The sequence below is a fragment of the Streptomyces sodiiphilus genome (assembly GCF_039529215.1).
Classification (GTDB): Bacteria; Actinomycetota; Actinomycetes; order Streptomycetales; family Streptomycetaceae; genus Streptomyces; species Streptomyces sodiiphilus.
The window spans coordinates 93,683-118,602 of record NZ_BAAAMJ010000018.1 but is presented as its reverse complement, the minus strand read 5'-3'; the positions used below and the strand labels follow the sequence as shown (position 1 = coordinate 118,602).

The 24,920-nt window shown below is 72.4% G+C and carries 21 protein-coding genes and 1 pseudogene; 12 read left to right on the top strand and 10 right to left on the bottom strand.

Annotated features, from left to right (window positions below):
* Nucleotides 1–106 precede the first annotated feature (106 nt).
* A complete protein-coding gene (locus tag ABD299_RS10770; RefSeq protein WP_344260887.1) occupies nucleotides 107–1,159 on the top strand; it encodes a DUF4349 domain-containing protein in 1,053 nt (350 codons plus the stop codon).
* Nucleotides 1,160–1,216: 57 nt separating this feature from the next.
* Here ABD299_RS10770 and hemE read toward each other — a convergent pair whose 3' ends face one another.
* Nucleotides 1,217–2,281 carry a uroporphyrinogen decarboxylase gene (gene hemE, locus ABD299_RS10765; protein WP_344260885.1) on the bottom strand — a complete coding sequence of 355 codons (1,065 nt, stop codon included), beginning with the start codon at nucleotides 2,279–2,281 and terminating at the stop codon, nucleotides 1,217–1,219.
* Nucleotides 2,282–2,414: 133 nt separating this feature from the next.
* Between hemE and ABD299_RS10760 the strand changes: the two genes are divergently transcribed.
* The 5 genes from ABD299_RS10760 to ABD299_RS10740 all read left to right on the top strand — a co-directional run bounded on the left by ABD299_RS10760 (nucleotide 2,415) and on the right by ABD299_RS10740 (nucleotide 8,895).
* Nucleotides 2,415–3,005: a DUF3000 domain-containing protein gene (locus tag ABD299_RS10760; protein ID WP_344260881.1), complete on the top strand. Its 591-nt coding sequence runs from the start codon at nucleotides 2,415–2,417 to the stop codon at nucleotides 3,003–3,005.
* 348 nt (nucleotides 3,006–3,353) lie between these two features.
* Entirely contained in the window at nucleotides 3,354–4,016 is a 663-nt protein-coding gene (locus tag ABD299_RS10755) for a LuxR C-terminal-related transcriptional regulator (RefSeq protein ID WP_344260878.1), read from the top strand.
* A gap of 120 nt (nucleotides 4,017–4,136) precedes the next feature.
* Entirely contained in the window at nucleotides 4,137–5,396 is a 1,260-nt protein-coding gene (locus tag ABD299_RS10750; RefSeq protein ID WP_344260876.1) for an HRDC domain-containing protein, read from the top strand.
* 158 nt (nucleotides 5,397–5,554) lie between these two features.
* Entirely contained in the window at nucleotides 5,555–6,769 is a 1,215-nt protein-coding gene (locus ABD299_RS10745; protein WP_344260874.1) for a thiolase family protein, read from the top strand.
* Complete coding sequence (locus tag ABD299_RS10740; protein ID WP_344260872.1) at nucleotides 6,766–8,895, top strand: 3-hydroxyacyl-CoA dehydrogenase NAD-binding domain-containing protein; 2,130 nt, start codon at nucleotides 6,766–6,768, stop codon at nucleotides 8,893–8,895. Before ABD299_RS10745 ends, ABD299_RS10740 begins: the two co-directional genes overlap by 4 nt.
* 85 nt (nucleotides 8,896–8,980) lie before the next feature.
* On the opposite strand, the gene ABD299_RS10735 is transcribed toward ABD299_RS10740, so the two are convergent.
* Nucleotides 8,981–9,850: an SCO6745 family protein gene (locus ABD299_RS10735; RefSeq protein WP_344260870.1), complete on the bottom strand. Its 870-nt coding sequence runs from the start codon at nucleotides 9,848–9,850 to the stop codon at nucleotides 8,981–8,983.
* A 183-nt stretch (nucleotides 9,851–10,033) separates the two neighbouring features.
* On the opposite strand from ABD299_RS10735, the gene ABD299_RS10730 reads away from it, so the two are divergent.
* A complete protein-coding gene (locus tag ABD299_RS10730) occupies nucleotides 10,034–11,155 on the top strand; it encodes an LCP family protein (RefSeq protein ID WP_344260868.1) in 1,122 nt (373 codons plus the stop codon).
* Nucleotides 11,156–11,228: 73 nt separating this feature from the next.
* Complete coding sequence (locus ABD299_RS10725; RefSeq protein WP_344260866.1) at nucleotides 11,229–11,609, top strand: PIN domain-containing protein; 381 nt, start codon at nucleotides 11,229–11,231, stop codon at nucleotides 11,607–11,609.
* A gap of 59 nt (nucleotides 11,610–11,668) precedes the next feature.
* On the opposite strand, the gene dxs is transcribed toward ABD299_RS10725, so the two are convergent.
* The 8 genes from dxs to ngcE all read right to left on the bottom strand — a co-directional run bounded on the left by dxs (nucleotide 11,669) and on the right by ngcE (nucleotide 22,308).
* A complete protein-coding gene (gene dxs, locus ABD299_RS10720; RefSeq protein WP_344260864.1) occupies nucleotides 11,669–13,582 on the bottom strand; it encodes a 1-deoxy-D-xylulose-5-phosphate synthase in 1,914 nt (637 codons plus the stop codon).
* A gap of 178 nt (nucleotides 13,583–13,760) precedes the next feature.
* Nucleotides 13,761–14,987 (bottom strand): sugar ABC transporter permease, encoded by a 1,227-nt coding sequence (locus ABD299_RS10715; RefSeq protein WP_344260862.1) that lies wholly within the window; start codon nucleotides 14,985–14,987, stop codon nucleotides 13,761–13,763.
* Nucleotides 14,984–15,796 carry an ATP-binding cassette domain-containing protein gene (locus ABD299_RS10710; protein ID WP_344260860.1) on the bottom strand — a complete coding sequence of 271 codons (813 nt, stop codon included), beginning with the start codon at nucleotides 15,794–15,796 and terminating at the stop codon, nucleotides 14,984–14,986. Before ABD299_RS10710 ends, ABD299_RS10715 begins: the two co-directional genes overlap by 4 nt.
* Nucleotides 15,797–15,961: 165 nt before the next feature.
* A complete protein-coding gene (locus ABD299_RS10705; protein ID WP_344260858.1) occupies nucleotides 15,962–17,062 on the bottom strand; it encodes a substrate-binding domain-containing protein in 1,101 nt (366 codons plus the stop codon).
* A gap of 385 nt (nucleotides 17,063–17,447) precedes the next feature.
* Nucleotides 17,448–18,644 (bottom strand): ROK family transcriptional regulator, encoded by a 1,197-nt coding sequence (locus ABD299_RS10700; RefSeq protein WP_344260856.1) that lies wholly within the window; start codon nucleotides 18,642–18,644, stop codon nucleotides 17,448–17,450.
* A 146-nt stretch (nucleotides 18,645–18,790) separates the two neighbouring features.
* On the bottom strand, nucleotides 18,791–19,735 hold the full coding sequence (locus tag ABD299_RS10695) for a carbohydrate ABC transporter permease (RefSeq protein WP_344260854.1): 945 nt from the start codon (nucleotides 19,733–19,735) through the stop codon (nucleotides 18,791–18,793).
* A gap of 22 nt (nucleotides 19,736–19,757) precedes the next feature.
* Nucleotides 19,758–20,816, bottom strand: a complete 1,059-nt coding sequence (locus ABD299_RS10690) for a carbohydrate ABC transporter permease (protein WP_344260852.1) — start codon at nucleotides 20,814–20,816, stop codon at nucleotides 19,758–19,760.
* Between the two features lie 67 nt (nucleotides 20,817–20,883).
* A complete protein-coding gene (ngcE, locus tag ABD299_RS10685) occupies nucleotides 20,884–22,308 on the bottom strand; it encodes an N-acetylglucosamine/diacetylchitobiose ABC transporter substrate-binding protein (protein WP_344260850.1) in 1,425 nt (474 codons plus the stop codon).
* Between the two features lie 734 nt (nucleotides 22,309–23,042).
* Between ngcE and ABD299_RS10680 the strand changes: the two genes are divergently transcribed.
* The 4 genes and pseudogenes from ABD299_RS10680 to ABD299_RS10665 form a co-directional block, all read left to right on the top strand.
* The gene (locus tag ABD299_RS10680) at nucleotides 23,043–23,567 is read left to right on the top strand and encodes a hypothetical protein (protein WP_344260848.1); all 525 of its coding nucleotides are present in this window, start codon (nucleotides 23,043–23,045) and stop codon (nucleotides 23,565–23,567) included.
* A 46-nt stretch (nucleotides 23,568–23,613) separates the two neighbouring features.
* The gene (locus ABD299_RS10675) at nucleotides 23,614–24,585 is read left to right on the top strand and encodes an IS110 family transposase (protein WP_425581301.1); all 972 of its coding nucleotides are present in this window, start codon (nucleotides 23,614–23,616) and stop codon (nucleotides 24,583–24,585) included.
* Nucleotides 24,528–24,701, top strand: coding sequence for a hypothetical protein (locus ABD299_RS10670; RefSeq protein ID WP_344260846.1), 174 nt, complete (start codon nucleotides 24,528–24,530; stop codon nucleotides 24,699–24,701). The genes ABD299_RS10675 and ABD299_RS10670 overlap by 58 nt, the downstream gene beginning before the upstream one ends.
* A 14-nt stretch (nucleotides 24,702–24,715) precedes the next feature.
* Nucleotides 24,716–24,904 (top strand): annotated as a pseudogene (locus ABD299_RS10665) (transposase); the annotation flags it as partial.
* Nucleotides 24,905–24,920: the final 16 nt, after the last annotated feature.

The following is a 24,920-nucleotide window of genomic DNA, read 5'->3' as shown; positions in this document are numbered from 1 at the left end:
CCGCCCCGGTACGCCGTGCGCGCAACCGGCGGCGGACCCCGGACCGTCCAACCGGCGATCCGCACGGGCCCGTCCACGGGTCCGGCGTTCAAGGGGAGGAACGACGATGCATCACAGAGGTACGGCGGCATCCGCCGCCCTGCTGCTGGCCGCGCTGCTCGCGGTGGCCGGCTGCGGCTCGGGGCAGGACCGCACCGCCGACCTCTCCGGCGGTGCCGCGGAGGCACAGGCCGAGGACAGCGCCCCCGAGGCGCCCGCCGACCGGGACGGCGGTGCGGGGGACGGGGAGGAAGGGGCCGCGCGGGAGGACGCCGGGGCCGCGGAGCAGGCGCCGGACACGGGCACCGCCTCGCTCGCCCCGGCCCACCTGATCCGCACCGCCGAGATCACGGTGGTCACCGAGGACGTCGAGGGCGGGTACGACCGGGCCGTCGAGCTGACGGAGGAGGCCGGCGGCTGGGTCAGCGCCGAGCAGACCGACCGCGAGGACGACGGGAGCCGCCTCTCCCGGATCACTCTGCAGGTCCCCCCGGAGCGGTACGAGCGGCTGCTGGCGGACCTCTCCCGCCTCGGCGAACTGCGTCACCGCGAGGTGAGCACCGAGGACGTCACCGGCACCGTGGTGGACGTGGAGAGCCGGATCGCCACCCAGGAGGAGAGCGTCGCCCGGGTGCGGGCGCTGATGAAGGAGGCCGGAAAGCTCTCCGACATCGTCGCGCTGGAGGCGGAGCTGAGCACCCGGCAGGCGGACCTGGAGGCCCTGAAAGCCCGGCTGGCGTCGCTGCGGGAGCAGACCGGCACGGCCACCGTCTCGCTGGTGCTGCTGGAGCCGGACCGGGTGGACGAGGAAGAGGAGGAGGACTCGGGCGGCCCCTCGGTGGGCGGCGCGCTGGCCGCCGGATGGGGCGCTCTGAAGACGACGCTGCTGTGGACGGCGGTCGTGATCGGTGCCGTGCTGCCGTTCGCCGCGGCCCTGCTCCTGCTGGAGATCGTCCGGCGGCTGCTGGTCAGGTGGCTGCCCGAGCGGCTGCGTCCCACCTGGCCGCGGCGGCGCGGAGCCGTCCCGCCGCCGCCGGTCGCGGCTCCCGCACCGATGACGCAGGGAGGGCGCCCGCAGGAGCCGGCGCGGCCCGCGCCGCAGCCGCCCGCGGATTCCTGAGACCCGCCTGTGTCCCCGTGTCCGGCCCGTCAGGGGCCGGACACGGGACGGGCGGCGTCAGGGCTGCCGGCCGCCGGTCTCCTGGTGGACGTACTCCACGAGCCGGGTCAGGGCGTCGGGGTCGGTGTCGGGCAGCACGCCGTGGCCGAGGTTGAAGATGTGGCCCGGCAGGCCCTCCGCGGCGTCCAGGACCTTGCGGGCCTGCTCGCGGACCGCGTCGCGCGGGGCGAAGAGGACGGCGGGGTCGAGGTTGCCCTGCACGGCCTTGTCCGGGCCGATCCGCCGGGCGGCCTCGTCCAGCGGCACCCGCCAGTCGGCTCCGACGACATCGGCCCCGGCCTCGGCCATCAGCCCCAGCAGCTCACCGGTGCCGACACCGAAGTGGATGCGCGGCACCCCGTAGGAGGCGACCGCGTCGAAGACCTTGACCGAGGCGGGCAGCACGGACCGCCGGTAGTCGGCCGGGGCCAGCGCGCCGGCCCAGGAGTCGAAGAGCTGCACGGCCGAGGCCCCTGCCTCGATCTGCACCCGCAGGAAGGCGGAGGTGATGTCCGCGAGCCGGTCCAGCAGGGCCGCCCACAGCTTGGGCTCGCCGTACATCATGGCCTTGGTGTGCTCGTGGTTGCGCGACGGGCCGCCCTCGACCAGGTAGCTGGCGAGGGTGAAGGGCGCGCCGGCGAAGCCGATCAGCGGGGTGGCGCCGAGCTCGCGGGTGAGCATGCCGATGGCCTCGGTGACGTAGTGGACGTCACCGGGCTCCAGCGGGCGCAGCCGCGCCAGGTCCTCGTAGCTGCGCACGGGCTTCTCGACGACCGGGCCGACGCCGGGCTTGATGTCGAGGTCGACGCCGATGGCCTTGAGCGGGACGACGATGTCGCTGAAGTAGATGGCGGCGTCCACCCCGTGCCGGCGGACCGGCTGCAGGGTGATCTCGGTGACCAGGTCCGGCCGCATGCAGGAGTCCAGCATGGCGATGCCCTCGCGCACCTTGCGGTACTCGGGCAGCGAACGTCCGGCCTGGCGCATGAACCACACCGGAGTGTGCGGCACCGGCTCCCGGCGGCAGGCGCGCAGGAACGCGGAATCGGTCACGGCGGCACGGTTCTCGCTCGTCTCACTCACGCGGCAAAGTCTCGCACGGCGGGTGGCACGACCCGCCCGCACGGGTGTGGCTACCGCCGGGTCGGCCCCCGGGCGCCTAGGGTTACCGGCCATGGCAGCGGCTCGGACTCGGACGGTGGAGGGGCCCCAGGACATGAACGACCCGGCTGACGGGGGACCGTTCGCCTTCCGGCAGGCGGTGGCCGCGCTGATGGAGGCCAGGCCGCGTCCCGAGGTGAGCGTGTCCCAGGTCCCGGCCCCCCGGCGGCTGGCCCCCTTCGCGTTCGCCGCGGAGGCGGCGGTCGCCGTGGACGAGGAGGAGCTGGCGGACGGGCGCTTCGTGCTGCTGCACGACCCGGCGGGGCACGAGGGGTGGGACGGCGACTTCCGCGTCGTCACACTGGCCCGGGCGGATCTGGAGCCCGAACTGGGGGCGGACCCGCTGCTGCCGGACGTCGCCTGGTCGTGGCTGACGGAGGCGCTGGACTCCCGCGGGCTCACCCACCGGGCGCCCAGCGGCACCGTGACGCGGTCCGGTTCGCACTTCTTCGGGGCGCTGGCCGACCGCCCGCCCAAGGCCGAGATCGAGCTGCGCGCCTCGTGGACCCCGGCGGGGGCGGGCGAGGTGGCCGGTCATCTGCTGGCCTGGTGCGGGCTGCTGGCGCAGTGCGCGGGGCTGCCGCCGGAGAGCAGCAGCCCGGCCATCACCGTGTTCCCCCGCCGTCGCGGCCCTCGCCCGGCCTGATCCCGCCCCGCGCGTCCGCCCCCGTTCCGCCCCGGCTCCCGGCCGTCTCCCGGCGTGCCCTGTCCGGGGTGTCTCCCGGGGACCGGACTGCGGGCGCGCGGTCCGGCGCAGGGGTCACCGCGGCGATGCGCGCGGGGGGCCGTGCGCCGCGCCGCGCGTACACCTCAGCACGCGAAGGCGCTTTCCGCCCGGTGGCCCGCCGGTCGCGCGCAGGAATCACCGGTTCGTGATCATTCCCTAAAGGCCCCGGAGCGTCCTGCCGAAGAACTCAGTGACCCTTCCACGCGGATCGCCCCGTCTCCCTTCCCGGAGCCGGCCCCGTCCCCACCCCTCTTTTCAGGAGGCCCGGTGTCTGTTCTCCTCGAGCACCCCACAAGCCTGGTCACCTACCGCCCGAACAAGCCGACGGCCATGGTCGTCGTGGCCGACCCCCGCGTCCGCTCCACCGTGACCCGCCATCTGTGGGCTCTCGGTGTGCGGGACGTGATCGAGGCGTCGTCCATCGCGGAGGCGCGCCCCCGAGTCGGCAACCCACGCGACATCTGCGTGGCCGACGTCCACCTGCCCGACGGCTCCGGCCTCACCCTGCTGTCCGAGACCCGCGCCGCAGGGTGGCCCAACGGCCTCGCGCTCTCGGCCGCGGACGACATCGGCGCGGTGCGCAACGCCCTGGCCGGGGGCGTCAAGGGCTATGTCGTCACCGGCACCCGCACCAACCTCGGTCCCCCCACTCGCCCGGGGGCCGCCCAGATCGGCGCGGGCGCCGCGCGCATGCACCGCAGGCAGCACGGCGCCCCGGGGCAGCACGGCGGCTACCGCGAACTGTCCGGCCGCGAGGTCGAGGTGCTGCGGCTGGTGGCCGAGGGCCAGTCCAACAAGGCCATCGGCGTCTCGATGGGGCTGTCCGCGCTGACGGTGAAGAGCCACCTGGCCCGGATCGCCCGCAAGCTCGGCACCGGCGACAGGGCGGGCATGGTGGCCGTCGCCCTGCGCACCGGCATCATCCACTGACCCGGTGGGCGCCGGGGAGCCCCGGTGTCCGCCGGCACGCTCGGCGGCGCGGCCGGTGCCGGGCCCGTGCGCGGCGCGTAGCGGCGTCGCGTACCGTGCGCACACAGTTAGAGTTGACTGGTGACCGACGCCCAGCAGACCGCCGATGCCACCGTGCCGCCCTCCGAGCAGCCCTCCGGTCCGGCGCCGACCCCCCTGCTGGCACCGCGGGAAGGCGTGCCTCCCGTGACGGCGGATCAGGCGGGCCTGGCGGAGGTCGTCCGGAGCTTCGCGGCCGGCAGCGGTCCGGTCGCGGTGGACGCCGAGCGGGCCTCCGGCTACCGCTACGGGCAGCGGGCGTATCTGGTCCAGCTGCGCCGCCGGGGAGCCGGGACGGCACTGATCGACCCGGTCGGGTGCCCCGATCTGTCGGCGCTGGGCGAGGCGCTGGCCGCGGACGAGTGGGTCCTGCACGCGGCCTCCCAGGATCTGCCGTGCCTGCGGGACATAGGCATGGTTCCCACCCGGCTGTTCGACACCGAGCTCGCCGGCCGTCTGGCGGGCTTCGCGCGGGTCGGCCTGGGGGTGATGGTGGAGAACGTGCTGGGTTTCGCCCTGGAGAAGGGGCATTCCGCGGTCGACTGGTCCAGCCGCCCGCTCCCCGAGCCCTGGCTGCGCTACGCGGCGCTGGACGTGGAGCTGCTGGTGGATCTGCGTGAGGCGCTGGAGGAGGAGCTGCGTTCGCAGGGCAAGCTGGAGTGGGCGCTGGAGGAGTTCGCGGCCATCGCCGCCGCTCCCCCGCCGCCGCCCCGCAAGGACCCCTGGCGGCGCACGTCGGGCATGCACAAGGTGCGCCGGCGGCGGCAGCTGGCGGTCGTGCGGGAGCTGTGGACGGCCCGCGACGAAGTGGCGCGGCGCCGCGACCTCTCCCCGGGGAAGGTGCTCTCCGACGCCGCCATCGTGAACGCGGCACAGGCGATGCCCTCCGACATCCGGGAACTCGCCGCGCTGCAGGGCTTCGGTCACCGGATGGGGCGCCGTCAGCTCCAGCAGTGGCAGGCGGCCGTGGACCGGGCGCGGGAGCTGGAGGACGACCGGCTGCCCCAGCCGGGCCAGGCTTCCTCCGGGCCTCCGCCGCCGCGGACCTGGGCCGACAAGGACCCGGTGGCGGCCGCGCGGCTGTCGGCGGCCCGGGCGGCGATCACCGCGCGCGCCGAGGAGCTGGTGCTGCCCCAGGAGAACCTGCTGACCCCGGACACCGTGCGGCGGGTGTGCTGGCAGCCGCCGGCCGAGCGCACCGAGCACGCGGTGGGGCAGGCGCTGCGCAACCTGGGCGCCCGGGAGTGGCAGATCGAGCAGACCGCCGGGCTGCTGGTGAAGGCGCTGGCCGCGCAGCCGTGACCGTCCGGTGCCAGGGCCGGTGCGGCGCCGCGGCGGGCCGGTGCCGCCGGGCCGGGTGTGTGACCTGCGCCCTGCCGGGTGGTCCGGCCTTGCCAGCGGGTTACCCGCAAGTAGCATAGGCTGCGGACAGCAGGGACCCCATGTGGAGGAGAGCCATCGTGCCTCGTACCGTCAGGGATGTCGTCTTCGTCGACGGCGTCCGCACCCCGTTCGGAAAAGCGGGCCCGAAGGGCATCTATCACGAGACCCGGGCCGACGACCTGGTCATCAAGTGCATCCGCGAGCTGCTGCGCCGCAACCCCGGGCTGCCGCCCGAGCGCATCGACGAGGTGGCCGTCGCCGCCACCACCCAGATCGGTGACCAGGGTCTGACCCTGGGCCGCACCGCGGGGCTGCTGGCGGGCCTGCCGCAGAGCGTGCCCGGCTACTCCATCGACCGCATGTGCGCGGGCGCGATGACGGCCGTGACCACCACCGCGGGTGCCATCGCCTTCGGCTCGGCCGACGTGGCCGTGGCCGGCGGGGTGGAGCACATGGGCCGCCACCCGATGGGCGAGGGCGTGGACCCCAACCCCCGCTTCGTCTCGGAGAAGCTGGTCGACGAGTCCGCCATGTTCATGGGCATGACCGCGGAGAACCTGCACGACCGGTTCCCGCACCTGACCAAGGAGCGCGCCGACGCCTACGCGGTGCGCAGCCAGGAGAAGGCCGCCAAGGCCTACGCCAACGGCCTGATCCAGGCCGACCTGGTGCCCGTCTCGGTGCGCCGCACCAACGCCGAGGCCGGCGAGACCGGCTGGGGCCTGGCCACCGCCGACGAGCCGATGCGGCCGGGCACCACCATGGAGCAGCTGGCCGGCCTGAAGACCCCGTTCCGGGCGCACGGGCGGGTCACCGCCGGTAACGCCGCGGGCCTCAACGACGGCGCCACCGCCTCGGTCATCGCCGCGGAGGACGTCGCGCGCGAGCTGGGCCTGCCGGTCAAGATGCGCCTGGTCTCCTACGCCTTCGCCGGTGTGGAGCCCGAGGTGATGGGCATCGGCCCGGTGCCGTCCACGGAGAAGGCCCTGGCCAACGCGGGGCTGTCGATAGACGACATCGGCCTGTTCGAGATCAACGAGGCGTTCGCCGTCCAGGTCCTGGCGCTGCTGGACCACTACGGCATCGCCGACGACGACCCCCGCGTCAACCAGTACGGCGGCGCGATCGCCTACGGCCACCCGCTGGCCTCGTCGGGCGTGCGGCTGATGGCCCAGCTGGCCCGGCAGTTCGAAGAGCAGCCGCAGGTCCGCTACGGGCTGACGACCATGTGCGTCGGCTTCGGCATGGGCGGCACCGTGATCTGGGAGAACCCCCACTGGGAGGGCAAGTGAGCACCACCACCGAACTGCTGCGGGGCGCCGCCGAACTGTTCCCCGACGAGGTCGTGACGCAGGTGCACGTGCGCCATCTCGACCTCCCGGAGGAGGCCGGCCGGTTCGCGCTGATCACGCTGGACAACGGCTTCGACCACACCAAGCCCACGACCTTCGGGCCGCAGTCACTGGCCAATCTGAACGCCGCGATCGACCAGGTCGAGGCGGAGGCGGCGGCCGGTGAGATCGTCGGCGTCGGCCTGACCGGCAAGCCGTTCATCTTCGCCGTGGGTGCCGACCTCAAGGGCGTGGAGCTGCTGCGCCGCCACGAGGAGGCGCTGGCGATCGGCAAGGGCGGGCACGACGTCTTCACCCGCCTGGCCTCGCTGGCCGTGCCCACCTTCGCCTACTACAACGGCGCGGCGATGGGCGGCGGCGTCGAGGTCGGCCTGCACTGCACCTACCGCACGGTCTCCCGGTCGATCCCGGCGTTCGCGCTGCCCGAGGTCTTCCTGGGTCTGGTGCCCGGGTGGGGCGGCTGCGGTCTGCTGCCGAACCTGATCGGCGCCGACCGGGCGGTCACGGTCATCGTGGAGAACGCGCTCAACCAGAACCGCATGCTCAAGGGCTCCCAGGTCTACGAACTGGGCATCGCCGACGCCATCTTCGAGGCGGCGGACTTCCTGGAGCAGTCGCTGGTCTGGACGGCCTCGGTGCTCCGCGGCGAGCTGGAGATCGCTCGTCCCGAGATCGACCGCGGCGAGGCCTGGGACCAGGCGGTGGCCCGCGGCCGCGGCATCGCCGACTCCAAGGTGCACGGCGCGGCACCGGCCGCCTACCGGGCGCTGGACATCATCGCCCAGGCCAAGAACGGCGACCTGCGGGCGGCGTTCGCCGCCGAGGACAAGGCGCTGGCCGACCTGATCATGGGCGGCGAGCTGCGCAGCGGCATCTACGCCTTCAATCTGGTGCAGAAGCGTGCCAAGCGGCCGGCCGGCGCGCCGGACAAGTCGCTGGCCCGCCCGGTGGGCAAGGTCGGCATCGTCGGCGCGGGCCTGATGGCCTCGCAGCTGGCGCTGCTGTTCGCCCGCCGCCTGGAGGTGCCGGTGGTGCTCACCGACATCGACCAGGAGCGGGTCGACAAGGGCGTGGGCTGGGTCCACGAGCAGATCGACATGCTGCTGCTGAAGGGCCGGGTCAACCAGGACAAGGCCAACCGGCTCAAGGCCCTGGTCACCGGGTCGCTGGACAAGGCCGCGGCCTTCGCGGACGCCGACTTCGTCATCGAAGCGGTGTTCGAGGAGATGGGCATCAAGCAGCAGGTGTTCGCCGAGCTCGAGGCCGTGGTGCCCGAGCACGCGATCCTGGCCACCAACACCAGCTCCCTGTCGGTCACCGAGATGGCCTCGAAGCTGAAGCACCCGGAGCGGGTTGTCGGCTTCCACTTCTTCAACCCGGTCGCGGTGCTGCCGCTGCTGGAGGTCGTGCGGGCCGAGCGGACCGACGACGCCTCGCTGGCCACGGCGTTCGCGGTGGCCAAGAAGCTGAAGAAGACGGCCGTGCTGGTCAAGGACGCCCCGGCGTTCGTGGTCAACCGCATCCTGACCCGCTTCATGGGCGAGGTGCTGGGCACCATCGACGAGGGCACCCCGGTGGAGGTCGCCGACCGCGCGCTGGCCCCCCTCGGCCTGCCGATGTCGCCCATCCAGCTGCTGGAGCTGGTGGGTCCGGCCGTCGCGCACCACGTGGCGGGCACCCTGCACCAGGCGTTCCCCGAGCGGTTCGCCGTCTCGGAGAACCTGGGCCGGGTGGTGCAGGCCGGAAAGAAGGCCTTCTACCTGCACGACTCGGGCAAGCCGGAGCTGGACCCGGAGATCTCCGAGCTCTTCGAGACCGGGGACACCGTGCTCTCCGAGGAGCAGGTCCGCGACCGAGCGCTGAACGCCATCGCCGAGGAGATCGGCCTGATGCTGGAGGAGGGCGTGGTCGCCGAGGCTCAGGACATCGACCTGTGCCTGATCACCGGTGCGGGCTGGCCCTTCCACCTGGGCGGCATCACCCCGTACCTGGACCGGGCGGGCGTCTCCGAGCGGGTGCTCGGCCGCCGCTTCCTGGCCCCGGGGGTCGCAAGCGTCCCCGAGTGACGGGTGACCGGGTGACCGGGAATCCCCGCTGAGCCACACGGCCGGCCGGAGCATCACCACGATGCCCCGGCCGGCCGTCGGCGTGTCAGGCGCCGGGTCCCCCGGTCGGGCGGGGAACGCCGATCGGGTTGGGGAAGCGCAGCGCGGTGGCCGCCGCCGCGGCCAACGGGGCCAGCACCCGCGCCAGTTCTCCGGCCGCCGCCGGGGCCTGCTCCCGCCAGGGGCGGGCAGCCGCCAGGTCGGTGGCCTCCTCGACGCGCCGGTGCAGCAGGCGGCCCTGGGCGGTCGCCGAGCCGTCCGGTCCCAGCAGGCCCCGGGCGGCCAGCCGGTGCCCGCCGGCCTCCCACTGCGCGTCGGTCCAGCCGCGGAACGGCTGGAGCTCGCCGCGCGGCAGGTCGATGCCGGCGCGCAGCACCAGCGTCTCGCAGCCGTCCAGGCCCGCGGCGACGCAGGCGGCCACGTGGCCGTCGCCGCGGTGCTCGCGCAGCACGGTGGTGGCGTGCCAGAGCCGGTCCACCGCGTCGACCGGTGGCGGCAGGGCGGCGTTCGCGGCGGCCAGCACCCGCCCGGAGCAGTCCAGGGAGTCCAGCAGCGGCATGAGTGCTGCGGCCGCCCGCTCCGTCTCGTCCTCCAGTCCGGCCAGCAGCCGGCGCAGAGCGGCGCCCGCCCCGGCCCGGCGCACCTCCAGCGCCCGGTGCGGCGGCACCCGGTCCCATGTCTCCGGCAGGGCCCTGGCGACCATGGCCGGGGCGAAACTGAAGAAGGCCGCCTGGACCGGGCCCGGCCCGACGGCGCCCAGGGGCGCGGCCCGGCCGGCGAAGTATCCGCGCCAGAAGCCCCTGAGGCCGGCGTCCTTGAAGGCGTCCAGTGCCTCCGGGGCGAAGTACGTCACCGCGTGCACCGGCTCGATCAGCTCCCACAGGCCGCGGGCGCTCGGTGCGGTCCCGTCCGTCATCGCGGTGGCTCCTTCCCGGCCGTCGGCCGGCTCCGGGCACCTCACCCGGACGGTCGGCGGCGTTCGCACCCTGTATAGCGTCCGGCCGCTTCGCCCACAGCGGAGGGCCGAGGTAGTGCCGAAACGGCGCACCGGACATATCATCGATCCTCAGGTCATTCCGTACTCTGAGGAGTCTTCCGCATGGCGGAGAGTGAGCAGTCCGGTCACGGTGGCAGGCGGCGTATACGCACCACCGTGCTCTGGACCCTGGCCGGTGTGCTGGTCGCCGCGCTGGGCACCGGAGCGTGGCTCTACACGCACTTCAACGGCAGTCTGAAGAGCGTCGACCTCCACGCGGAGCTCGGCACCGACCGCCCGGTGGAGGCGACCGGCGGCGGCCACGACATCCTGGTGCTGGGCTCGGACTCCCAGGACCCCGGGCCGGACGGCACCGGGGGGTCGGGCAGCGCCATGGTGGTGCATCTTCCGGCCGAGGCGGGGCGGGCGACCGTGGTGAGCATCCCCCGGGACCTGCGGGTGGAACGCCCCGAGTGCGCCGGCGAGGACACGGCGGCGGAAGAAGCCGGTGAGGACGCGGCCGGTGACGACGTGGCCGGTGAGGACGGCGAGGGCCCGGGCGGCGACGTCCGGTTCCACGACCTGTACGCCCTGGGCGGGCCCAGCTGCGTGGTGCGGACCGTCGAGCGGATGTCGGACATCCGCATGGACCACTACCTGGAGGTGGACTTCGCCGGCTTCGGCGATCTGGTCGACGCGCTCGGCGGCGTCTCCATCACCCTGACCGACCCGGTGACCGACGAACACGCCGGACTGGAGCTGGAGCCCGGGCGGCACACGCTGGACGGCGACACCGCCCTGGCCGCGGTCCGCTCCGCCCCGGACGCCACCACCCCGGCCGGCCCCGCCGCGGACGACCCGGCCCCGCGGCGCGGGGACGGCCTGGAGCTTCAGCAGCAGTTCCTGCTGGCGCTGATCCACGAGGTCAACCGCCAGGGCGTGCTGTCCAGCCCGGCCAAGCTCTACCAGGTGGCGGAGGCCGCGACGAAGTCGCTGACCACCGACTCCGACCTCGGCTCGCTGACGGATCTGGTGGACTTCGCCAACGAACTGAGCGGGGTGGACACCGGCAACATGATCACCATGGCACTGCCGGTCGACCGCTCCGGCGAGAACTCCGGGGACGGCCCGGAGAGCTCGTGGCTGCGGCAACCCGAGGCCGATACGGTGTGGGAGGCGCTGCGCGCCGACCGCGCCGGCCTGCCGGAGGAGGAGCACCCCGGCACCGGTCCGGCGCCCCGCTGACCGGGGCAGGCGTCACGAGAGGCCGGAGAGGCCGGGACCCGGCGGCCCGGAGCCGCTGAAAGGGGGCGGGGAGGTGCGGCCGCTGGTGGTGGTGGACGGCGCCAACGTGGTCGGTTCCGTACCGGACGGCTGGTGGCGGGACCGGCGCGGCGCGACCGAGCGCCTGCGGGACTCCCTGGCGGGCCTGGCCGGTGACGGCCTGGCCGGTGTGCCGGGCCCGCTCGATCTGGTCCTGGTGGTGGAGGGCGCGGCCCGGGGCGTGGAGCCGGTGCCCGGAGTGCGGGTCGAGGCCGCCGACGGCAGTGGCGACGACAGGATCGTCGGACTGGTCCGCGAGGCGGGGCCCGGGCGGCGCGTGACGGTGGTGACCGCCGACCGCGAGCTGCGCCGCCGGGTGACGGAGCTGGGCGCCGCGACGGCGGGGCCCCGGAGCGTGCGCGGCGCGCCCGGGTAGCCCGGTTCCCCGGGCGGGCACCGGCTCGCGTGGGCCGGTACCCGCCCGGGGGCCCGGGCTCAGTCGCCGCCCATGCCCGCCGTGGCGGACTCCAGACGGCCGTCCAGCCTGGCCACCAGGCCGGTGACCTGCCGTGCGATGTCCGGGGCGGTCAGGCCCGCCTCGGCCAGCACCTCCTTGCGGGAACCGTGGTCGAGGAACCGGTCGGGAAGCCCGAAGTCGCGCAGCGGCACGTCCACGTCGGCATCCCTCAGCGCCTGGGCGACGGACGAGCCGACGCCTCCGGCCCGGCAGTTGTCCTCCACCGTGACGACCAGCCGGTGCCCGGCGGCCAGCCCGGGAAGCGCGGCGTCCACCGGCTTGACCCAGCGCGGGTCGACCACCGTGGTGCTGATCCCCTGACGCTCCAGGAGTCCGGCGGTCTCCAGGCAGAGGCCGGCCAGGGCGCCGACCGACACCAGCAGCACGTCGGGGCGGTCGGTGCCCGGCTCGCGCAGCACGTCCATGCCGCCGACGGTGCCGACCGCCGGCACCTCCGGGCCCACGGCGCCCTTGGAGTACCGGACCACGGTGGGGGCGTCGCGCACCTCGACGGCCTCGCGCAGCTGGCGGCGCAGCTGTTCGGCGTCCCGGGGCGCGGCCAGCCGCAGTCCCGGCACGCACTGCAGGATCGACATGTCCCACATGCCGTGGTGCGAGGCGCCGTCGGGGCCGGTGACCCCGGCCCGGTCCAGCATGAAGGTGACGCCGCAGCGGTGCAGCGCGACGTCCATCAGCAGCTGGTCGAACGCCCGGTTGAGGAAGGACGCGTAGAGCGCGAACACGGGGTGCAGGCCGCCGAAGGCCAGGCCCGCCGCGGAGACCGCGCCGTGCTGCTCGGCGATGCCGACGTCGTAGACGCGGTCGGGGAACTCCTCGGCGAACTCCTGCAGGCCCACCGGGCGGAGCATGGCCGCGGTGATGGCCACGATGTCCTCGCGCTCCCGGCCGAGCTTCACGATCTCCTCGCCGAACACCGAGGTCCAGTCCGCACCGGCGGCCGACACCGGCAGGCCGGTGTCGGGGTGGATGACGCCCACCGCGTGGAACTGGTCGGCCTCGTCGTCCCGGGCGGGCTGGTAGCCGCGGCCCTTCTCGGTGAGGCAGTGCACGATCACCGGCCCGCCGAACCGCTTGGCGCGGTGCAGCGCGGACTCCAGCGCCTCGATGTCGTGTCCGTCGATCGGGCCGAGGTACTTCAGGCCCAGATCCTCGAACATGCCCTGCGGGGCGATGACGTCCTTGAGGCCCTTCTTGGCGCCGTGCAGGGTGCCGTAGATCGACTTCCCGACCACCGGGGTCCGGTTGAGCATCTCCTTGCCGCGGGCCAGGAAGCGCTCGTAGCCGTCGGTCATGCGCAGGGTGGCCAGGTGGTTGGCGAGCCCGCCGATGGTGGGCGAGTAGGAGCGCTCGTTGTCGTTGACGACGATGACCAGCGGACGGTCCTTGGCGGCGGCGATGTTGTTCAGCGCCTCCCAGGCCATGCCGCCGGTCAGCGCGCCGTCCCCGGTGACGGCCACCACGTGGTCGCCGCGGCCGCGCAGCTGGTTGGCCTTGGCCAGCCCGTCGGCCCAGCCCAGCACCGTGGAGGCGTGGCTGTTCTCGATCACGTCGTGCTCGGACTCGGCCTGCGAGGGGTATCCGGACAGGCCACCCTTGGCCCGCAGCCGGGAGAAGTCGTGGCGCCCGGTGAGCAGCTTGTGGACGTAGCTCTGGTGGCCGGTGTCCCACAGGACCCGGTCGCGCGGTGAGTCGAAGACCCGGTGCAGGGCGATGGTCAGTTCCACCACGCCCAGGTTGGGGCCCAGGTGGCCGCCGGTCCGGGCGACAGAGCCGATGAGGAAGGTACGGATCTCCTCCGCCAGCTGGCCGAGCTGTTCCGGTGCCAGCCGGTCGAGATCGCGCGGTCCCGTGATGCGGGTCAGCAGCGCCACCCGTGCCTCCTTGCTTTCGAGCGAATAGCACCTCGTGCCGGTCTGATGAGTCTAATGTTCTCCGGCAGGGCGCACGCGTCCCACCATGCGAGATGCGTCACCGCCGTGTTCCCGCCCGCGCGGCGGCCACACGCGCGGGCGGGAACCGGACGGAGATCCGGGCGGGCCTGCCGCCCGACTACGTCCGCCCGGCGGTCCGTTGGGTGCGGCGGGAGACGGAGTCCACCACGACGGCGATGAGCAGGACCACGCCGGTGATCATGTACTGGATCTCGCTGGCCATGCCCATGAGGTTGAGCCCGGTGGTGATGGACTGGATGACCAGGGTGCCCAGCAGCGCGGACCAGATCCAGCCGCGCCCGCCGAACAGGCTGGTGCCCCCGATGACCGCCGCGGCGATGACGTTCATCAGCAGGTTGCCCGAGCCCAGGCTCTTGGAGGCGCCGCCGGCCTGGGCGGCCCAGAACAGCCCGCCCAGCGCGGCCAGCGAGCTGGCCAGGGTGAAGACGGTCAGCCGCACCCGGACCACGTTGATGCCCGCCCGCCGGGCCGCCTCGGCGTTGCCGCCGACGGCGAAGATCTGCCGCCCGTAGCTGGTGCGGCGCACCATGAAGTCCGCGGCGAGCAGGATCAGGAGGAACACCACGAGGGCCAGCGGCAGCCCGCGGTGCTGGTTGAGGGTGTGGGCGACGGTGAAGGCCGCCGCCGCGACAAGTCCGCCGCGCAGCACGATCTCGCTGCGCAGCCGGGTGGGGAGTCCGGCCGTGCGGCGGCGGCTCTCCTGCCGCACCAGCGCCAGCACGTAGCCGGCGGTGAGCAGGGCGGCCAGCCCGTAGGCGGCGGAGATGTCGCTGAAGTAGAAGCTGTTGAGGTCCCGCACGATGCTGTCGCGCGGGATGTTGATGGTGCCCTCGTCCCCCATCACCCAGATCTGCAGGCCGCTCCAGCCCAGGAATCCGGCCAGGGTCACCACGAAGGCGGGCACGCCCACGCGGGCGAAGAAGAAGCCATGGATGGTGCCCACCGCCGCCCCGGCGGCGATGGCGGCGGCGATGGCCACCAGGTCGTGGACACCCTGGGAGACCGAGAGCACCGCCCACAGGGCGGCGCTGAGCCCTGCCATCGAGCCGACCGACAGGTCGATCTCGCCGAGGAGCAGCACCAGCACGATGCCCACGGCCATGATGCCGGGGCCCGCGATGTAGACGGTGATGTTGCTGAGGTTGCCGGGGGTGAGGAACTTGCCGGTGAGGGACTCGAAGGTGACGGCGATCACGATCAGGCCGATCACCACGGGTATGGCGCCGAGTTCGCCTCCGCGGATCTTGCGGCGGAACTCCTCGGCGTAGCCGGCCAGGCCCTTGTCGCGGACGAGCAGCCGGGGGTCGGGGGCGGGCTGGGTCACTGCTCGTCCTCCGAGCTGTCCTGGCCGCCGGTCTCCGGGTCCTTGCCCAGCCGGCTGCGGCGACGGGTCACGGCGTTGTCGCCGGCTCCGGTGATGGCGGCGATAATGGTTTCGGAGCTGGTCGTGGCGACGGGGAAGACCCCGTTGTTGCGGCCCAGGCGCAGCACGGCCACCTCGTCGGCGACGGCCCGGACGTCGGCCATGTTGTGGCTGATCAGGATGACCGCCAGGCCGCGTGCGCGCAGCCGCTCCACGAGGTCCAGGACCTGCGCGGTCTGCTCCACGCCGAGCGCGGCGGTCGGCTCGTCGAGGATGACGACCTCGGGCTCGCCGATCAGGGCGCGGGCGATGGCCACCACTTGGCGCTGGCCGCCGGAGAGCGAGGCCACCGGGATCCGGACGCTGGGGATGCGGATGGAGAGGGTGTCCAGCAGGTCGCGGGAGCGTTTCTCCATCTCCACCTGGTCCAGCACGTGGCCCCGGTGGATCTCGCGCCCCAGGAAGAGGTTGGCGACGACGTCCAGGTTGTCGCACAGCGCGAGGTCCTGGTAGACGGTGGCGATCCCCAGGCGCTGGGCGTCGTTCGGGCGCTGGACGCGTACCGGCTCGCCCTTCCATTCGATGACGCCGGTGTCGCACGGGTGGACCCCGGCGATCGCCTTGATGAGGGTGGACTTCCCGGCTCCGTTGTCGCCCACCAGGGCGGTGACCGCGCCGGGGCGGATCTCCAGATCGACACCGGTCAGGGCCTGGACGGCCCCGAACCGCTTGGAGACGCCGCGCAGCGCGAGCACGGGTGCGGCGGTCATGTTCAGGTCAGCTCCTCGGCCGCGGCGGTGCGCGGCACGGTCGTGCGATCCCGTCCGGAGCCGCCGGCCGGGCGCGGACGGGAAGGCGGGGCGAGGGGGCGGGCGGGCTCCGGGCCTGCCGCGGCCCATGGGGCGGCAGGCCCGGAGCGCGGGGTGGAAGGCCCGTCAGCCGATGCCGAGTTCCTGGCAGTCCGCGGCGTAGTCCGCGGTGCAGATGTCCTCGGCGGAGTAGACCTCGTCGGCGATGACGGTCCCCTCGATGGTGTCCGCCGTCAGCGCGAGGGGTTCCAGCAGTGCGCTGGGCACGCCGTCGGTGGTGGGGCTGTCCACGCGGTCGGGGGTGAGCTCGTCGATGTCCTCGCCCTCCAGCAGCCGCACGGCGATCTCGGCGGTCAGCTCGGCCTGCGGGATCATCGCCTTGTAGACGGTGAAGGCCTGCTGCCCCGACACGATGCGCTGGACACCGGCCAGTTCGGCGTCCTGTCCGCCCACCGGGATGTCGCTGATGCCGGCGGCGTCGAGGGCGGTGATGATGCCGGCGGCCATGCCGTCGTTGGCGGAGTACACCGCGTCGAAGCCGTCGGCGCCCAGCGACTCGATGGCGGCGGTCATCTTCTCGTTGGCCAGGGCCGGGTCCCAGCCGTCGATGTCCTGCTCGTAGACGATCTCCACGGCGTCGTGCAGGACGTCGTGGGCGCCGCTCTTGAACATCGCGGCGTTCGGGTCCGTCGGCGAGCCGTTGATCATGACGACCCGGGCGTCCTCGGCGTCCTCGCCCAGCGCGTCGAGCACCGCCTCGCCCTGCAACTGGCCGACCCGGTAGTTGTCGTAGGAGACGTAGGCGGCGATGTCGCCCTCGGCCAGCCGGTCGTAGGCGACCACCGGGACGTTCTGCGCCGCGGCCTCCTCCACCCACGACTCGGTGGCGGCGGCGTCCACCGCGTCCAGGATGATCACGTCCACACCCTGGGTGAGCATGGCGTCGAACTGCTGCTTCTGCAGCGCGGTGTCCTCGTTGGCGTTGTTGTACTGGAACTCGCAGTCCGGGCACAGGTCGCGGACCTTGGCCTCGATGTACGGGCGGTCGAACGCCTCGTAGCGGGTCGTGGTGTTCTCCGGCAGCAACAGCCCGATGGTGGGGGTACCGCCGTCCCCGGACGCGCTGTCGTCCCCGCCCCCGCTGCCCGCCTCACCACAGGCGGCCAGGGCGGTGACCATGGCCAGGGATGTGACACCGATCGCGATCCGGCGCTGATTGGCACGCATTGTGGCTTCTGCCTCCCTCCCAGGCCGCCGTCGCAGACCTGGCGTCAGAAAGACAACTACGCGCGCCGGTTTGCCGTCAATAGATGAACCCACCTTCGAGCAATGTCTGTTCGACCGCGCCAAGCACTGCCGGTCCCAGAAACCCCATGCCGGTGTCATGTGGCCTGCTGCAGCACGCTTCTGACGTCCAATGAGGCGCTTCGCGCCGTCCCCAGCCCGGCCGCTGTCCTGCTGTCGCCCGTCGGAGGGAAACGACGGCTGTTCGTTCAATGAATCCACAGAGCCGGGAATGCGACGCAAGAAGCCAGGGACGGCGTACCGCGCCTTCACCTTCCGGCGATTCCCTCACTCCTCCTTCACGTCACGCCCCCATACGGCGTACCGGTCAGGAACTGCTCCGCGGCCGCTCGGCCGCCGAGCCGAGCAGTACCCCGTCCCCCATCTCGCGCAGCACCAGGGCCAGGGCGCCGAGGACCTCGGCGCGACCCCCCAGAGCACCCGCGACCAGGGTCAGCCGCCGGGCGGCGCTCGGGATGGCGTAGCGGCCCACGGAGTCCCGGATCGGGGCCAGCGCGATCTCGCCGGCCTCCGCCAGATCGCCGCCGAGCACGACACGGCTGGGGTTGAGCAGATTGCACAGCTGGGCGACCCCGGAGCCGATGTGCCGGCCGATGTCGGCGACCACGCGCCGGCAGCCCGGGTCGCCCTCGCGCGCCAGCTGCACCACGCGAGGCATCGTCAGGTCCGTGCCGTGCGTGGCGTACAGCAGCGGCAGGACGTGCCGGGCCGCGGTGAAGGTCTCCAGGCAGCCGCGGTTGCCGCAGCGGCAGACCGGGCCGGACTCGTCCAGCGTGATGTGCCCGATCTCGCCGGCGGTGCCGCCCGGTCCCCGGTAGATCTGGCCGTTGATGACCAGGCCGGCGCCGAGGCCGCTGGCCACCTTGATGTACGCGAGGTCGGCCACGCCGCGCCCGCTGCCCCACACCAGCTCGCCCAGGGCCCCGAGGTTGGCGTCGTTGTCCACGTGCACCGGCACCCCGGTGCGGGAACTGAGCTCCTCGCGGGGATTGGTTCCGCGCCAGCCCGGGAGGATGGCCGTGGAGCCCAGCCTGCCGGTCTCCACATCGATCGGCCCGGGCACTCCCAGGCCGATGCCGACGATCTTGTCCCGGTCCACCTCGGCCATGCCGAGCAGCCGGCCGACCATCTCCTCGGCGCGATCGAAGCCGTGCGCGGCGGAGGAGTCCACGTCGAACGGCTCGGCCTCCTCGGCCAGCACCTGGTGGGCCAGGTTGCCCACCGCGACCCGCAGGTGCGAGTGGCCGAAGTCGACGCCGACCACGATGCCTGCCTCGGTGGACAGCGAGACGCTGCGGGCCCGGCGGCCCGAGGCGGAGGTGGTGCGGACATCCACCGTCCCCATGTCCTTCAGCTCACGGACGATGTTGGAGACCGTCGCCGCGGACAGCCCGGTGGTCCGGGCGATCTCCGCCTGGGTGAGCGCGCCCGCCGAGCGTACCGCCCGCACCACGCGTTCCAGGTTCGCCCTGTGCAGGGAGGACTGCGACCCCGGAGTCTCCACCGCTCACTTCCCTGTCCTCGTCGCCACGACGCGCGTGCGGACCGCCCGTCGGCCGTCCCCGGGTGACGGGGCACGGCGCCGCGAACACTATATGAACCCGTGGCGGGGATCACGGGGGGCGAGCCGGGCGGCCGGGGGAAGACCGGCTACTTCAGCGCGCCGGCGGTCAGCCCGGCCTGCACCTGCCGCTGGAAGACGATGTAGACCACCAGGACCGGAAGCATCGCCAGGGTCACGCCGGCGTAGAGGGCGCCCCAGTCCCCCCGGTAGCCCTGCTGGACCATGAGGGCGGCCAGCCCCTGGGGCAGCACCGCGTCGTCCGGATCGGCGATGTTGAGGACCTTCGGCAGGATGAACTGGTTCCACTGGCCGAGGAAGTTGAAGATCCCGATGCTGATCAGGCCCGGCTTGGCCATCGGCATCATGATCTGGAAGAACGTCCGGGTGTGCGAGGCGCCGTCGATCGTGGCCGCCTCCTGCACGCCGGTCGGCAGCGTCCGGAAGAACGCCACCAGGAAGAACGTGGTGAACGGCAGCGAGTAGGCGATGTAGGCGATGATCAGGCCCTGCCGGGTGTTCAGCAGCCCGAGGTTGTCCATGATGAAGAACAGCGGGACCAGCGCCAGGAAGACCGGAAACATCATGCCGCCGACGAACAGGAAGTGGATGATCCTGTTGCCGGGGAAGTCGAACCGGGCGATGACGTAGGCGGCCATCGACCCCAGCAGCATCGTGCCGGTCAGTGAACCGCTCAGGATGATCAGCGAGTTCAGCGTGTACTGGCCGATGTTCGCGTCGGTCCAGGCATTGACGAAGTTCTCCCAGTGCAGGCCGCTGGGAATCGCGAACGGGGCCTCCAGCAGTTCCCCGGTGGGCCGGAAGCTGGAGAGCACCACCCACAGCAGCGGGCCGACCGCCAGCAGCACCCACACCACCAGGAAGGAGTGCGCGAAGACGTTGAGGACCCCGCCCTCCTTGCGCCGGGCGCTCTCTCCCCCGCGCGCGGTGCCGGGCGTGCCGGGCGGCGGACGGTCCCGGCCGGCACCCTCGGCGGCGGGCTCCTGCCGGTCCGGCGGATGTGTCGTGCTCATCGCTCGCTTCTCCCCGCTCTCGTCAGAACTCGATCCGGTCGCGGCGCCCCAGCCGCATCATCGCCACCGCGAAGACCAGGGTGACCAGGAACAGCACCACCCCGACGGCCGTGGCGTAGCCGGCCTGTCCGCGCACGAACGCCTGCTTGTAGAGGAAGGTGGGCAGCACGTCCATGCCGTGGTCCGGGATCATGATGTTGACCAGCGCGAAGGCGTCCAGCGCCTGGATCCCCATGTAGATCCACCCGGTCCGGATCGCGTCCCAGCTCAGCGGGAAGGTGATCCGGAAGAAGGTGGCGGGCCGGCTCGCGCCGTCCAGCAGGGCCGCCTCGTAGATCTCCTTGGGGATGGACCCCATGGCCGCCGAGAACAGCACCACGTAGAAGCCCACGAAGGACCACGACAGCACCGCCATGACGCACGCCAGCGCCCAGGGCCCGCCGAGCCAGTCGTCCCGGGTCAGGGCGCCCAGACCCACCCGCTCCAGCGAGGCGTTCAGGATGCCGCTGCGCGGACTGAAGATCCGCGCCCAGATCACCGCGATGATGGCGACCGACAGCACCTGAGGAAAGAAGTACACGATCTTGTAGAACTGGGAGCCGCGCACCCCGGAGATCGCCTCGTTCTTCTTGTGCCGGCCCCCGGCGTTGAGCATGAACGCGAAGAACAGGCCCAGCGCGAGCGTCACCACCGGGACGACGATCAGCAGCAGCACGCTGTTCCACAGCGCGCTCCAGAACTGCGCGTCGCCCCACAGCCTGACGTAATTGTCGAAGCCGACGAAGTTGTAGTTCGCGCTGAGCCCGGTCCAGTCGGTCAGCGAGTAGAAGAACGCCTGCAGGAACGGCGAGACGACGAAGACCCCGTAGAACAGCAGCGGCAGGGACAGGAACCAGCAGATGAACCGGTAGGTGTCCAGCTTCCGGTACCACCGGTGATAGCGGACGCGGTCCGGGGTGAGGCGGGGCGGCAGGAAGAAGGCCGCCACGAACAGCAGCCGGTCGCCGGCCGTCGTCGCCTCCGGGCGGGCGGGCGGCGCCGCGGCGCCCTTGCGCGGTGCCGTCCGGACGTCCTCGGCCATGTCGCCCCGCTTCGTCACTGCCCTGCCCCCGGTTCCTCGTCCCTGCCCTGGTGCCCCGCCGCCCGGATCAGGGGTGCTGGAACTTCTGGATGGAGTCGTCCGCCGCGGTGTCGTCGGCGTGCCGCTGGATGTTGGCGATCGCCCGGTCCGGGTCGATGTCGCCGGACATCATGGCCGCGATCTCCCCGCCGACCCGCTCCCGGAACAGCTCCGGGTACCACTCGCGGAACCGGGGGTTCACGACGTTCTCCCCGGCCGCCTCCAGCACCTGGCTGGCGGTGCTCAGGCCGGGCGGCAGGTCCAGGCCCTCGGCGGCGCCCTGCACGCAGCTGAGGGAGGACACCAGCTGGGTGAAGTTCCGCGCGGACTCCCGGCCGAGCATGATCCGCAGGAACTCCATGCCGCCGGCCCGGTTCCCGGCGTCGGCCGGCACGATGAACGGCTCGCCGGCCGCGGCGTAGACCGTCTCGAACGGCATGGCGTCGCCGGCGTCGAGGCTGGTGGGCGGCGCGACGGCCATCTCGAAGTCGTCGGGGGTGGTCTCGGCGGCCTCGTTCTCCACCCAGGAGCCGTTGGGCAGGAACAGCGCGCGGCCCTTGGTCCACTCGGTCTGCGACTCGATGTGGTCCAGGCCCGGGGTGCCGCGCAGGATGTATCCCTTGGCCTGGAGCTCGTAGTACGCCTCGAAGGCGGCCTTGACCGCGTCGTGCCGCCAGGCGTTGGGCTCCAGGTTGTCTATCGCCTTCAGGACGTCCGCGCCGCCGATCTTGGCAATGAACGGCAGCAGCGTGAAGGTGAAGTAGTAGGGGTGCTGGCCGGCGTACGTCCAGCCCGCGATGTCCTCCTTCTTCGCCTTCTCGCAGACCGACAGCATCTCGTCCCAGGTCCTGGGATACTCCACGCCCAGCCGCTCCAGGGCGGTACGGGAGTACCAGGTGCCGTAGATGGTGTAGGCGTAGTTGAGCTGGTAGACCTCCTGGCCGCCGTACTGGCCGACCTCGACGGTGCCCGGGACCAGGGTGTCGCGCACCGGCACGTCCGGGTCGTCCAGCGAGGGGGCGTCCAGCAGCGGGGTGAGGTCGGCGACCTGGTCGTTGGATATCAGGGCCGGCATGTCCATCTGCTCGGCGCCGGAGTTGTTGATGAGGTCCGGCGGGTCCCCGGACACCATCCGGGGCTGGAGCCGGGAGCGGATCTCCTGCGTCTTGGAGTGGTCGATCTCCCCGTAGTCCGCCATGTAGATCTCGCCGGCGTCCAGGGCGTACTGGTCGCCGAAGCCGCCGTCGAAGATGACGACTTCGAGGCGGGCCTCGGCGTCGACGCCCAGCGGGTTGTCGTCGGTGGCCTCGACCTCGGCGGCACCGCCGCCGTCCCCGTCCGAGCCGCCGCTGGCGCAGGCGGACAGCGCGCCCATCGCCGGGACGGCGAGCACACCGGCCGCGGCGGAGCGCTTGAGGAGGGCGCGCCGGTTGACATGCGAGCTGGAAGTCATGCTCAAGTCCTCGCCTTCATACAGGACTCAGGCGGTGTGGCGGTCTCCCGTCCGTCGCGCAGGTGAGGGTCCGACACCGCGGTTCAGTTGCAGCAGGTCTCGCTCGTCGTGCACGGGAGGAAGCAGCGACAGACCTCCGCAGGGCTGCCGCCGTCGCCTGCCCCGGAACGAAGGACCGCCGCTCGGGCGGCCCTTCCGGACCCGGACAGGTATAGTCCACTCCGCACGGCGGGGGCAAGATCAGGAACAGCCTTCACCGGCATGCTTTTCCGAGTTGAGACCTGCCCGACACAAACGGCGGGCCGCGTCCCTCCCCGAGAGGAAACGCGGCCCGCCGTCCGGCGAAAACCCTTCCGCCGCCGGTTACTTGCGGATCAGCGAGCGCAGCACGTACTGCGACGTGCTCCCGCTGCACGGTAGTTCTGCAGGATCTCGAGGACGATGGCGTTATGGGCAGTGATCCTCGCATCAGATCGCCACAATGCGCACAATTTCCGGGCGTGGAGGGCACGTCTGGCTGAGTTTTCCTACCGCCAACGCAGCACCTCAACACGCGCGGCACGGAGAGTCGACGTGCTCCGTTGGCGGTTGCCCCGTGTTCCGCCCGCTGCTACGGCGGCGGGCCCGGGTCCTCGCGTGACCGGGCCCCTGTGCGCCCCTGCCTTGCCGATCCCCGACCTTCTCGCCAGTAGATGCTTCGGCGCGATCTCCTCGGCTTCTGCGGGGCCGAAGACATGGCCGACTCCGACGACCCGATCTGCTTCACGCTCGGCATGCTGCGCTTCCTCAGCGACGACGTCGCCAGCACCTTGTCGGAGCACGCCTGGGCGGTGGCCGACCCGGACGTCGTGCCGCTCGAGTGGTTCTGGCCGCCCACCGCCCCGGTCGGCTACGGCGGCCTTCCCGAGTGGGCGAGCGAGACCATGCGGAAGCGGCCGCACCTCTTCGGACCGCGTCACACGCCGTGGACGGCCCCGACCCGGCTCACGAAGACCGGGATGACATGGACGCTCGAGTACGGCAAGGCCATCGCGAAGTCGCCGGACGCCCCGCGCGCATACGCGGACGAGGCCGAGTTGCGAGCGGACCTCGAACGCATCGAGTACTGGCCGAAGCCCGTCGACAAGGCCAAGCGCCTCCGCGCGGAACGGATCGTCGCCGTCACCACCGCGATCGCCCACTACCCTGCGCGTTTCAGTTGCTGCGGTGTTCGGATCTTGATCGGGAAAGCGAAAGTGCCTTCTGAGCTGGGAAGATGAGGCTTGTCTAAGGTCTCAGCAGTCCGAGCGGGAAGGCACTTTCTACGTGCACACTACCGGGTCGCGTCCCCGTCTTGTGGTCTCGGCCGACGGGCGTGGGGTGGTCAGCCACGCCGGCTCGCGTCTGCTGGCCGATCTCGCCGATGCCACCGGTCTGACCGGTGCGCTCACCGATGCGCTGCGCCGGCTACGGCCGCGCTACCGAGACCTGCTGGAGTGGATGCGCTGCCACGGCGAACTGACAGCGGTCGGGATCGAGGGCACCGGCGCCTACGGCGCCGAACTGGCCCGGGTACTGGCAGCCTCCGGGACCACTGTCATCGACGTGGACCGACCCGACCGCAAGACCCGGCGGATGAAGGGCAAGTCCGACCCGATCGACGCCTACGCCGCCGCGACGGCCGTGCTGTCCGGGCGGGCCACCGGCACACCGAAGAGCCGCGACGGCGTTGTCGAGGCGGTCCGCGTCCTGCGAGTCGCTCGCCGCAGTGCGGTCAAGGCCCGCACCCAGGCGATGAACCAGATCCGTAACCTGCTGGTGGCAGCCCCCGCGATGCTGCGCGAGCAGGCCGCCGGGCTGGACAGGTCCGTGTTGATACGCGCCCTGGCCCGGCTGCGGCCCGGTGACGATCTGTCCCGCCCGCTGGCGGCGACCCGGGCCTCGCTGCGGCGGCTCGCCCGCCGTCACCAGGCCCTGGACGAGGAGATCGCCGAGCTGGACACCGAGATCGGTCCGCTGGTCAAGCAGGCTGCCCCCGCGCTGCTGGAGCTGTTCGGCGTCGGCCCGGAGACCGCCGGCCAGCTGCTGGCCTCAGCCGGGGACAACCCCGAGCGGATGCGGTCTGAGAGCGCTTTCGCGCACCTGGCCGGTGTCGCTCCGATCCCGGCCTCCTCCGGCCGCACAACCGAGGCGGCGACCGAGCCGCCAACAACGCCCTGCACACCACCGTCCTCACCCGCATGCGCTTCGACGAACGCACCCGCGCCTACGTCGAACGCCGCACCAAGGAAGGACTGAACAAGAAGGACATCATGCGCTGCCTCAAGCGATTCGTCGCCCGCGAGGTCTACCGCGCCCTGACCAGCACACCAACCGAACGAATCACTCAAACCGACCTGACTCCAGCGGCTTGACAGCCATAGGAGCATCCCGAACCCTGCTGCTGGAAGGCGAGCTGGCCACCGCCGAACCGAAGAAGCTCCGCCACCGGATCCTGCACGCAGCCGCCCGCATCACCCGCGGCGCCCGCCGCCTCCACCTACGCATTGCCGCCGCCTGGCCCTGGCGACACAAGCTGACCAGCGCCTTCACCCGCCTGGCAGCCCTGCCCAGGCCGGCCACCCAAACCGCGC